At 72.5% G+C, this 10,077-nt stretch carries 13 protein-coding genes; 7 read left to right on the top strand and 6 right to left on the bottom strand.

Annotation, left to right across the window (positions count from 1 at the left end; all coding sequences use genetic code 11):
• Window positions 1-124: 124 nt before the first annotated feature.
• From Q8W71_RS22055 to Q8W71_RS22040, 4 genes are all read right to left on the bottom strand, one after another.
• On the bottom strand, window positions 125-256 hold the full coding sequence (locus tag Q8W71_RS22055; protein ID WP_305527558.1) for a hypothetical protein: 132 nt from the start codon (window positions 254-256) through the stop codon (window positions 125-127).
• A 547-nt stretch (window positions 257-803) separates the two neighbouring features.
• The gene (locus Q8W71_RS22050; RefSeq protein ID WP_305527557.1) at window positions 804-2,042 is read right to left on the bottom strand and encodes a type II toxin-antitoxin system HipA family toxin; all 1,239 of its coding nucleotides are present in this window, start codon (window positions 2,040-2,042) and stop codon (window positions 804-806) included.
• Between the two features lie 8 nt (window positions 2,043-2,050).
• Window positions 2,051-2,389, bottom strand: coding sequence for a helix-turn-helix domain-containing protein (locus tag Q8W71_RS22045; protein ID WP_305527556.1), 339 nt, complete (start codon window positions 2,387-2,389; stop codon window positions 2,051-2,053).
• A gap of 86 nt (window positions 2,390-2,475) precedes the next feature.
• Window positions 2,476-2,619, bottom strand: coding sequence for a hypothetical protein (locus Q8W71_RS22040; RefSeq protein WP_305527555.1), 144 nt, complete (start codon window positions 2,617-2,619; stop codon window positions 2,476-2,478).
• 167 nt (window positions 2,620-2,786) lie between these two features.
• Between Q8W71_RS22040 and Q8W71_RS22035 the strand changes: the two genes are divergently transcribed.
• A protein-coding gene (locus Q8W71_RS22035) for an IS5 family transposase (protein WP_370875495.1) occupies window positions 2,787-3,628 on the top strand; the annotation gives its coding sequence in 2 pieces (ribosomal slippage) (window positions 2,787-3,198 and window positions 3,198-3,628; 843 coding nt in all).
• A gap of 14 nt (window positions 3,629-3,642) precedes the next feature.
• Here Q8W71_RS22035 and Q8W71_RS22030 read toward each other — a convergent pair.
• Window positions 3,643-4,197 (bottom strand): PAS domain-containing protein, encoded by a 555-nt coding sequence (locus Q8W71_RS22030; RefSeq protein ID WP_305527553.1) that lies wholly within the window; start codon window positions 4,195-4,197, stop codon window positions 3,643-3,645.
• 168 nt (window positions 4,198-4,365) lie between these two features.
• Here Q8W71_RS22030 and Q8W71_RS22025 point away from each other — a divergent pair, with 168 nt between their 5' ends.
• From Q8W71_RS22025 to Q8W71_RS22015, 3 genes are all read left to right on the top strand, one after another.
• Window positions 4,366-4,617 (top strand): DUF6894 family protein, encoded by a 252-nt coding sequence (locus Q8W71_RS22025; RefSeq protein ID WP_305527552.1) that lies wholly within the window; start codon window positions 4,366-4,368, stop codon window positions 4,615-4,617.
• 492 nt (window positions 4,618-5,109) lie between these two features.
• Window positions 5,110-5,355, top strand: coding sequence for a hypothetical protein (locus Q8W71_RS22020; protein WP_305527551.1), 246 nt, complete (start codon window positions 5,110-5,112; stop codon window positions 5,353-5,355).
• 146 nt (window positions 5,356-5,501) lie between these two features.
• A complete protein-coding gene (locus Q8W71_RS22015; protein WP_305527550.1) occupies window positions 5,502-6,725 on the top strand; it encodes a COG3904 family protein in 1,224 nt (407 codons plus the stop codon).
• Window positions 6,726-6,738: 13 nt separating this feature from the next.
• Here the strand turns inward: Q8W71_RS22015 and Q8W71_RS22010 are convergent, their stop codons facing one another.
• Window positions 6,739-6,990, bottom strand: coding sequence for a hypothetical protein (locus Q8W71_RS22010; protein ID WP_305527549.1), 252 nt, complete (start codon window positions 6,988-6,990; stop codon window positions 6,739-6,741).
• 366 nt (window positions 6,991-7,356) lie between these two features.
• On the opposite strand from Q8W71_RS22010, the gene dnaQ reads away from it, so the two are divergent.
• The 3 genes from dnaQ to Q8W71_RS21995 all read left to right on the top strand — a co-directional run bounded on the left by dnaQ (window position 7,357) and on the right by Q8W71_RS21995 (window position 10,048).
• On the top strand, window positions 7,357-8,076 hold the full coding sequence (dnaQ, locus tag Q8W71_RS22005; protein WP_305527548.1) for a DNA polymerase III subunit epsilon: 720 nt from the start codon (window positions 7,357-7,359) through the stop codon (window positions 8,074-8,076).
• 107 nt (window positions 8,077-8,183) lie between these two features.
• Window positions 8,184-8,618: a CopG family transcriptional regulator gene (locus Q8W71_RS22000; RefSeq protein WP_305527547.1), complete on the top strand. Its 435-nt coding sequence runs from the start codon at window positions 8,184-8,186 to the stop codon at window positions 8,616-8,618.
• A gap of 185 nt (window positions 8,619-8,803) precedes the next feature.
• Window positions 8,804-10,048, top strand: coding sequence for an extracellular catalytic domain type 1 short-chain-length polyhydroxyalkanoate depolymerase (locus Q8W71_RS21995; protein ID WP_305527546.1), 1,245 nt, complete (start codon window positions 8,804-8,806; stop codon window positions 10,046-10,048).
• Window positions 10,049-10,077: the final 29 nt, after the last annotated feature.

The raw sequence follows: 10,077 nt of genomic DNA, 5'->3' as shown, positions 1-10,077 counted from the left end.
ACACGTCCACCTGCCGCAGCTTGGCGATCACGTCCTCAGGCTTGTGTCGCTTCGTCCCCATCCGTCCGTCCTCGTCTTGGCCCACAGGCCATACCAAAGGGCGGACCACTCACAGGGGGGCGGATCACCTCCGGCAGACCGGACAACACGCCGCCGCCGAGCGCGGCACCGCCAGCACCGTCACGTGCTCGGGCTCGGCCGTGACAGCGACGACGCGCAGCGAGGAGGGGATGAAGGGGAGCAAGCGCTTGGGCATGGGTAGCTCGGGGACAGCATTCTCCCCATCCGAATCCCAGCCAAGCGCGACCGCTCCCGCTCACTCCGTGCCACCACACAAAGTGACGCAGAACCCTGTTCCGCGTGTCGCTTGAAAGGGGGACGCCGACTACCAGTGCCTTCCGACGACCATTGCGGCTCTCGGCCCAATCTCACACCTGATCGCGACACATCACGGCGCGAGGTTCCATTCGGCCGTGACACAGATCCCCACACCCGCGGCACTGGGCACGACGATGGTGATCTCCTACGGCACCGGAAACGTCTACCGGCACCCTCACCCGGAGGCGTTGCAGGCGCATGCCGCCGCAGGCTGGCACCAGTGGATCGCGACGGCTGGGCAGAAGGGCGGACCGACCCGTGGGGATCGACGACTAACGTGAGCCTGCTGCAGGTTAGCCGGGAATTCCGGCAGCGGCTTCCTCCCTCTTCACACCGCGAATGACGGCGTGACAAGCGAGTACGCACCCATCAGGGATCACGGATATGGTCAAGATAACGCCCTCGCGAACCTCCGGAGGGCAGCGTCAGTGGCGGAACCCCGGATAGACATAGGCGCGACGGATGGTCTCGCAGTCGCCTTCGCTGATGCCGCAACCACGCGCCACGGCGTACCATTCCTGGCCGACGATCCGCTCCATCTCATCGACGATGGCCGAGGCCTCCTCCGGTGTCAGGAGGAACCGACGGCACTCGCTGAGTAGGTTCGCGGCGTTTGCCAAACGGCCTTGGCGACCGCAGGCCATGGCGAGATCCCGCCTTTCCTCGGCCACCGCGGGCGTGGGCGTCAGGTCGTAGGCCGGCGACAGCCTCCAGCCCAGCGCCGGCGCGAAGGCCGCGTGATTGCGGGGATGATCGTCGATGTTGGACACCAGGGCGTTGAAGGTCATCCGACGGAACAGCTCGTGCGCGTCCTCCCGCGGCCGTTCGCTGATCCGTCGCAGCGTTTCGGCCAGGAGGATGTAGGACCAGCGCGCGCGGCCATCCGGCGTCTCGTCGGTTTCGAGCAGCGTGAGGGCGCTGACCATGCGGGCGCGGGAGTAGCCGCCCTCGACGCGCTCCCGGTCGAAGCGCTTCACCAGCAGCACGTCGCGGCCGCCGACGGCGGCGATCTGCGAGACGGCGACCTGCAGGCCGCACCGGCGGGCGAGTTCCAGGGTCGCATGCTCCACCCGCGCCATGTTCCACCGGTCGTCGGGGCGGTTGAATTTGGCGAGCCACAGCGCATCCTCGTGCTCCACCACCACCTTGGGGCGGGCACCACCCATGGACGTGCCGAGCAGCAGCAGTTCCTCGACCTGGGCGGCGTCCTGAGGCGGCTCGTCCGCGAGCAGGGCATCCGCCAAGCTCTGAAGCTTCTCCAGGTCCCAGGTCCTGTTGAACGCGCGCACGAGAGCAGGCGGATCGACGCCCAGGCCAAAGCCGAGGGCGCCAGCCCGGTCGTCGGGTGCGTACAGCAGGTAGTCGAGTTCGCCGAGCCGTGCGAGGCCGGCATGCTTCTCGATGACCCGGCGCCCCCAGTAGTCCGGGCCGGCATCACGGAGCGCTCCGAAGACGCCGTTGAGGCGCACCGTCTCGAAGCCGGCCCTGCCGAGGCGAAGTTCGACCGGATCGATCTCGACGGCATCCTGACGCTCGCGGTAGCGACGCCCATAGACGAAGCGCCCGACTGCGACGCCGTTGCGGCTGACGGTGTGCTCGAAGCGGCCGGCGGTGACGGCCGCAACGGCACCCGGCAGGGTGATGTAGACGTAAGCCTCAGGCATCGGCGCGATCAGAAGTCGTCGTCGAGCGCTTGGGGCGCCCGGGCATGGCGCCGCTCACGCAGGGATGCGAGTCGGAGCCCCTCGGCATCGGTCGTAGGATCGGCGAGGCCCCCAAGACGCTCGACCATGCCGTATGACCACAGGAGGGCGGCGTAGATGGCGACGCTGGTCGACGGCTTGCCGCGTTCGGCCTCGCCGATCACCTCTCGGCTCGCACCAATCCGCTCGGCAATCTCGACGAGGGTAATGTTGCGGCGCAGGCGTGCGGTGCGCAGATCCGCGCCCAGGCGCTTCAGAGCCGTCTCGACCTCGTAGGGCGGGGTGGTCAGCAGATGGCCGCGGCGCATGAGTGGTTCTCCGATGCATGCCATTATGTCGGCTCAAACAGGCAAAAGCAAACTATCTGTCGGTTTTAACCGTCCCCCATCACGGACTAGGTCTGGACCCGGCTCGACGACGCCGTCGGCGTTACGATCGGAGCGATGCGGCGCGGGCAGCACGCGGCGATGATGGGATTGTGGGTCACGATCAGGACGGTGATACCTAGCTCCCGGTTCAAGGCCAGAAACAGGGCCATGATGTCGTCGGTCGCCCGGTCGAGGACCTGATGGGTGCGACCTACCGGCGCTAGGCCGATCGACATCCTCCGCAGGAAAATCCGAAAAACCTGAGAGTCCGTCTGGGATCATATTGTTGTTCGGCGGCATCTTGTGCTGAGATGCGGCCTCTTTTTGGAGGCGGCTGATGTGGACACAGGAGAACCGGGGCCGGTACGATCGAAGGGGCCAGCGCTTTCCCAGCGACCTGACGGATGCCGAGTGGGCGCTGATCGAACCGCTGATCGCGCCGGCCAAGCGGGGCGGCAACAAGCGCACGGTCGATCTGCGAGCGGTGGTGGATGGGCTGTTGTACGTGCTCAGCACCGGCTGCCAGTGGCGGGCGCTGCCCACGGATCTGCCGCCGCGCGCGACCGTGCACGGCTACCTCGACCGATGGGACTACGACGGCACGCTGGCGCGGATCCACCACACGCTGTTCATGGCCTGCCGGGAGCAGGCCGGGCGGGCGGCCAGCCCGACGGCCGCCATCCTCGACAGCCAGAGCGTCAAGGGCGCGGAAAAAGGGGGGCGTCGATCGACCCGTCGGGCTACGATGCGGGCAAGACGATCCGCGGCAAGAAGCGCCACATCCTCGTCGACACGCAAGGTCTCGTGATGCACGCCCTGGTGCACCCGGCCAGCGTGCAGGACCGCACCGGCGGCGTGTGGGTGATGGCGACCCTGTTCGGCCTCTATCCCTTCCTGCTGCGGCTGTATGCCGACGGCGGCTACCAGGGACCGGCCTTCAAGGCGGGCCTGCGCCGGGTCTGCCGTCGGCTCAAGCTGACGATCGTCAAGCGCTCCAAGAAGGCCCAGGGCTTCGTCGTGCTGCCCAAGCGCTGGATCGTCGAGCGGACCTTTGCTTGGCTCAACCGTTGTCGGAGGCTGGCCAAGGACTGGGAATGCCGCTCGCGCACCGCCCGCGCCTTCCTCCTCCTCGCCTCCATCCGCCTCATGACGCGAAAGCTCTGCCAAACCACAATATGATCCCAGACAGACTCTCAGTGGAACATCGTGGCATCGTGCTCGGCGGCGACCGTGCCGGCCAGTTCGAGGCCGACCTGCCGCAGGGCGGCCTCGATGGCGGGGAGCGCCCGCCCCGACCCGCCCTGGACGGCGAGCGCGTGCGCCATGATCAGGTGATCGGCCACCGATTCCAGCGCCGAGGCCGGGAGCGCGGCGGCGTGGGCGGGCAGCGGGACGAACCGCCCGAGCACGCCTTCCGCCCGCAGGCTCCCGCCCGGCGCCTCGGCGACCGGCGTGATCGATCCCAGGAAGCCGAGGAAGGTCCGCTCGGGCGGGCCGAACGAGGGGACGGCGCCCGCCGCGACCCAGAGCGGCCGGCCGTCCCGGCGCAGCACCCGGTAGCGCACGCTGAACTCGCGCTGCTCCCGGATCGCACCCGCGACGGTGTTGCGGGCCACCTCGCGGTCGTCGGGATGCACCACGCGGATCCAGCCGTAATCGACCACTTCCTGGAGGGTCTGCCCGGTCAGCTCCTCCCAGTCGCGGCTGACGAAGGTGGCCCGGCCGTTCGCGTCGGTGACGAAGATCATGCCCGTGTCCCACGGCTCGCCCCGTCAGGCAGCGCGGACGGGGGACTGAAGTCAAGCTTGGCCCGCCGGCCCGCTCAGCGGTTCCCCCGCTCAGCGGCCAAGCTCGAACCAACGGGGGTGAACGCGATTGATCGGGGGACGCGACTCCAGCGCCGGTCGAGGACAGCCGTGCCGCACTACTTCATCGATCTCCACGACGGCGAGCGCATCACCCCGGACGACGACGGGGCCGCCTACGATGGGGCCGAGGCGGCACGGCGCGAGGCGATCAGGGCCCTGACCCTCCTGGCCAGCGACACCCTGCCGGACGGCAGGAATCGGGAGTTCACGGTCAAGATCTGGAACGAGACCGGCGAGCCGGTCTACGAGGCGCTGCTGTCGTTCCGGGGCACTTGGATCGGCGGCCCCGGCGGAGCGTGAGCCGAAGCGGCTTCGTGCGGGCTCGCGAAGAGGCGCCCCTCGGGTGAAGAGCAACCCGCCGGTCTCAGGGCCCGGGGGCGGGCACACTCCCATACTTGACGGCGCGGCCTCGCGCTGGGCGCGGTCGGCGTCGGGCCGCGGTCCCGCGCGCAGATGCCGGAAAGGCCGCCGCTGCGAGAAGATCCCACTCCGGTCCGGCTTCCGGACCGCCCCGATGAGAAGAACCATCCACACGCGCCGGCCGTCGATCTTCTCCGCCGGGCGGTCGGCGCGATGGCGCTCGCCTGCGGAACGGCGGGACTTTGGGAGCACATTCCGGGCCGGGACGGGTACGATGCCGCATCGACAGCACGGGCCGGCCGCGGGGCCGGACGGAGGATCCCATGGTCGCCTGGACGCACGCAGCCGCCGCGATGACCCGCTGTAGCCCATCCTGTTGCGGACGCGAGGGAGTGACGGACATCGGGGAACACGCGGGGGAGACGAGCGGCCATGCTCACGCATCACACGACGCACCACACGCCGGCTGACGCGCTCCTGGAGGGCGGCTTCCGCTACACCTCCCACGGGCGGGCGGCGCTGGCCACCGCCCTCGACGGCGGGCTGATGCCCGACGAGCTGTCGCAGATCCTGGCGGGCCGGCGGATCGTCGAGGCCTTCCCGGTCTGGCGGGGCGAGAGCCCGGCGGCCTACGCGGCGCGCGCCGTGTCCGAGATGTTCGTGGCCTACCTCCAGTAGCGCCCGCAGCGACGTCCACAAGAGCTCCCGCAGCAGCGCATCGCGGGAGCCTTGAGCGCGGCCCCGAACCTGCCTTCCCCGCAAGCACGCGATCCCGGTCGGACGCCCGGTCGAGGCGGCGCGCAGCGATCGACGGAGCTTCCCGCATGCCGCCCGCCAAACCGTCCGCCAAGCCCGGTCCGGCCCGACCCGTCCTGCGCGCCCTCGCCGTCCTCGGCGCCGCCTGCCTCGCCGCGGCGGCACCGCCGTTCGGGCAGGACCTTTCCCCGAGGCCGGTCCTCGCGCCGGTCGGCCCCGCGGCGGAGCCCGCCGGGACGGAGACGCGCGTCGCGCTCGGGCCGGGCGGCCGCGACATCCGGGTGGCCGGCGACCTGAGCGAGGGCGTGGCGGCGCGGGTCGCGGCCCTGCTCTCGGCCCATCCCGGGGTCGGGCGCCTCCATCTCACCAGCGATGGCGGGCTCGTCGCGGAGGCGGAGGCGCTCGGCGCGCTGGTCACCGCGCGGGGCCTCGCCACCTACGTGCCGGATGCCTGCGCCTCCGCCTGCACCCTGGTGTTCGTGCGCGGCCGGGAGCGCTACCTCGCGACCGGCGGCCGGCTCGGCTTCCACGCCCCCTACGAGGCCGATCCGTCCGGCGCGGCCACCCCCGTCGACCCGGCGCCCGAGCGCGCCGCCTACCTCGCGGCGGGTGTCCCGGCGGACTTCGCGGCCGAGGCGCTGGCGGTGCCCTCGGACGACCTCTGGATCCCCGACCCGATCCGCCTGCGGGAAGCGGGAATCGTCACCGCCCTGGTCGATACCGGCCGCTTTCCGGACTCGACCCTCGACGCCGACCCGAGCCCCGCCGCGGCGCGGGCACAGATCCTGCGCAACCTGCCGGTCCTGGCCGGAGAAGTTGACGCCGTGGCGGGCCTCGCCGGCTGGTATCGGGACGGCTACCTCGCCGGCCGGTCCGAGGCGGCGGCGATCGAGGGCCTGCGGCGGCGGGCCTCCGCCCATCTCCGGCGGCGCCTGCGCGCGGCCGACGACGCGACCGTCCTGAGTTTCGCAGGCGTCGTCCTGGCCGCGCTCGAAGCGGCCGATACCGGTGCCGAGGCCTGCGAGGCCGTCGCCGACGGCGACCTCGTCGCCCTCGACGCCGCGCTCCGCGCCGGGCGGCCGGCCGCGCCGGGTCTGGACGCCATCCTCGCGGGAACGCGGCCCGACGCCGCCGCGCGGCCCGACGGGGCGGCACCGGGCGGGCCCGGGCCCTGCGGCCGGCTGATCGCGGCGACCCGGCGCGCGCGCGACGGGGCCGGGGCGGCGGCCGCCCTGCGCGGCCTCCTCCTGCGCGATCCGCCGGCGGTGATCGCCAGCGCCGCCCTCCCGTGAGTCCGCCGGGGCCCTACGGGCCGTGCGCGGCCGCGTTCAGGGCGTCCGTGGCGATGCGGCTCACGAGCGCGTCCCGCTTGGCCTGGCGGAGCACGATGCGGGCGGCGGCCCGGGCGTTGGCGGCGCGCAGGGCGGCCTGCGGGCCGCCGTCGCGCAGGGCGCGCCGCGCCATGGCCCGGAACCAGTTCGCGTTGGCCACCGCCAGCGCGCGGCGGGCGGCCGGGCCGCGGTGCTCGATGGGATCGGGTGCGGTGAGCGTCAGCATGGGTGCCATCGCCGCGAGAGGGCCAGCGCCGTCCGTGGCCCACGCCTGAGATGGCGACGCGGCGGAAGGTCCGCAACAACATGCCGAGAGGTCGAACAGAAAAAAGTGCGCAGCCGCACCCGCGGATCCTGGCAGACTACTTGGTTTGCGCGGGGCACGGCTGCGCATCGACCGACACGCGCCGGCCGAACATTGTCCTGCCGCGGCGCACACGTCCTGCCGACGCGCGGCGGGGCGCCCAGGCGTCTCCGGGGCCCGCGTCGCGAGCCATCAAATCGCCCCGCCGCCGCGGCAACGGGATCGGTTAACGGTTCGGGGCTAGTCCTCGGAGGCCAAGCCGCGCCGGGCCCGGGACCCGCCAGACAGATGCTACGCGAGATCGTCCTCGACACCGAGACCACCGGCACGGACGCGCGGAACGGCGACCGGCTGATCGAGATCGGCGGCGTCGAGCTGCTCAACCACATCCCGACGGGCCAGACCTTCCACCGCTACTGCAACCCGGGCCGGCCGGTCTCGGAGGGCGCCTTCGCGGTGCACGGCCTGTCGGACGCCTTCCTCTCCGACAAGCCGACCTTCGCGCAGATCCTGCCGGAGCTGCGCGCCTTCCTCGGCGACGGGCGGCTCGTGATCCACAACGCCCCCTTCGACGTCGGCTTCCTCAACATGGAGTACGCGCGGCTCGGCGCGGACGCGCCGCCGCCGATCGCCCTGGAGGACGTGGTCGACACCCTGCCGATGGCCCGGCGCAAGCACCCGGGCGCGGCCAACAACCTCGACGCCCTGTGCACGCGCTACGGCATCGACAACACCCGGCGCACCAAGCACGGCGCCCTGCTCGACGCGCAGATCCTGGCGGAGGTCTACGTCGAGCTGCTCGGCGGCAAGCAGACGAGCCTCGGGCTGCTGGCCGCCGAAACCGCCGCGCCCGCCGCCGCCGCGGTCGTCGAGGCGGTCTCAGCCGCCCCGCGCCCGTTCCGCAGCCGCCTCACCGCGGCCGAGCGCGCCCGCCACGACGCCTTCCGGGCGAGCCTCGGCCCGGCCGCCGTCTGGTCCGACTACGTCGGCGCCGACGAATCGGCCTGAGCCCGCGCCGGGCCCGGTTCCCCGCCCACCCGCACTGCTGCATTGCACATAAATCATATTGCAACGCACAACGCGCCAGCCATATACCATCCCAGCGGATGGCGGGCGTGGAGTTCATCGTGGCACAGGGCATCGCGTGGGGGGCGGGAGCACGCCTCCCCGACAGCGAGAAGATTACGGTCAACCTCGGCCACGTCGACCTGGGCCACGTCGACCTGCTGGTCGCGGAGGGCGTCTACGCCAACCGCAGCGACTTCATCCGCACCGCGATCCGCAACCAGATCGAGCGCCACGCCGACATCACCCGGCAGTCGATGGCGCGGCGCAGCGTCGAGCTCGGCCTGCGCCGGATCGACCGGGCGACGCTGGAGGCGGCCCAGGCCGAGGGGCGGCGGCTCGACATCCGCGTGCTCGGGCTGGCCACCATCGCTCCGGACGTGAGCCCCGACCTCGCCCGCGCGGCGATCGGCAGTCTGTCCGTGCTCGGCAGCCTCCAGGCGAGCCCCGCGGTCCGCGCGGCGCTCGCCGACCGGCTGCGCTGATCGGCTGCCGCGATCCGTCGCGGCCGCCACGTTCTGTCCCCGCGTCGCGTTCCCGAGTTCTGTCCCCCGCGTTCAGTCCCCGAGTTCTCTTCGACGCGTTCTTCGACGCCGAACCGGCGGCCACCCCGGCGACGCGCCCCGCGGCGCGCCGTCCCCGACCGAGCCAGAGACGAGGCGCAGCCCGCATGTCCAAACCCTTCGGCAAGATCGACGGCCACGGCGCCTCCCCGCTCTCCGACATGTTGGAGGCGACCCGCCTGACCGGCCTCGGCCGGCTGGAGGAGGCGACCGCCCTGATCCAGCGCAGCCTGACCGGCCGGTCCGGCGCGGCGCCCGCCCAGCCCCCGGGCCAGGCGGCGCTGGAACCGCCGACCCTCGACCTCAAGGCCGAGCGCCGCGGCGAGGCGTCCGAGGCGCCGGGCCCGGCGCCCCAGGCACGGATGCGCGGCGTGGTCGACAGCGTCGTGCGCGGCCTCGCGCCGGTGCTGAAGGGGCTCGGGCAGCCGCTGCGCCCGGCGCCCGCCGGCCGCGGCCCGGCCCGCCCGCCGGGAAGCAGCAGCTTCGTGGCCCGCAGCCACGCCGACGCGGCGGGCGCGCGCGACTACAAGCTGTTCATCCCGAGCGATCCGCAGGTGCCGGCACCGCTCGTGGTGATGCTGCACGGCTGCACCCAGAACCCGGACGACTTCGCCGCCGGCACCGGCATGAACGCGCTCGCCGAGCGCGCCGGGATCTACGTGGCCTATCCCGGCCAGAGCCGCTCGGCCCACCCGCAGAAGTGCTGGAACTGGTACGAGCCGGGCGACCAGGGCCGCGAGGCGGGCGAGCCCGCGATCATCGCCGGGATCACCCGGGCGGTGATGGCCGCCCACGCGATCGATCCGGCGCGGGTCTACATCGCCGGGATGTCGGCCGGCGGCGCGGCGGCGCTCAACATCGCCCACGCCTACCCCGACCTCTACGCCGCGATCGGCGTCCATTCCGGGCTCGCCGCCGGCTGCGCCCGCGACCTCGGCTCGGCGCTCATGGCGATGCAGGTCGGTGCGCCGGGCCTCGGCACGGCGCCGAGCTTCGGGGCACCCACCGTCGGGCGCCGGGTGCCGCTGATCGTCTTCCACGGCGAGGAGGACGGCACGGTGAGCCCCCGCAACGCCGAGCAGATCCTGGCGCAGGCCGGCGCCTCGGGCCTCACCGCGGCCACGGAGACCTTCGAGGGCAAGGATGCCGCCCTGCGCGGCCACGCCTTCACCCGCACCCGCTACGCCGACCGGACCGGTCAGGTCGTCCTGGAGGACTGGCGGGTCCGGGGCCAGGGCCACGCGTGGTCCGGCGGGCTCTCCGAGGGCAGCTACACCGACCCGGACGGGCCGGACGCCTCGCGCGCGATGCTCGACTTCTTCGCCGAGCACCGGCTGCCCAAGGCGGCGTGACTGGCGGGCCGACTGGCGGGCCGACCGAA

The sequence above is a fragment of the Methylobacterium amylolyticum genome (assembly GCF_030700245.1).
Taxonomy (GTDB): Bacteria; Pseudomonadota; Alphaproteobacteria; order Rhizobiales; family Beijerinckiaceae; genus Methylobacterium.
The sequence above is the reverse complement of the archived record's forward strand: the minus strand, read 5'-3'. Positions and strand labels throughout refer to the sequence as shown.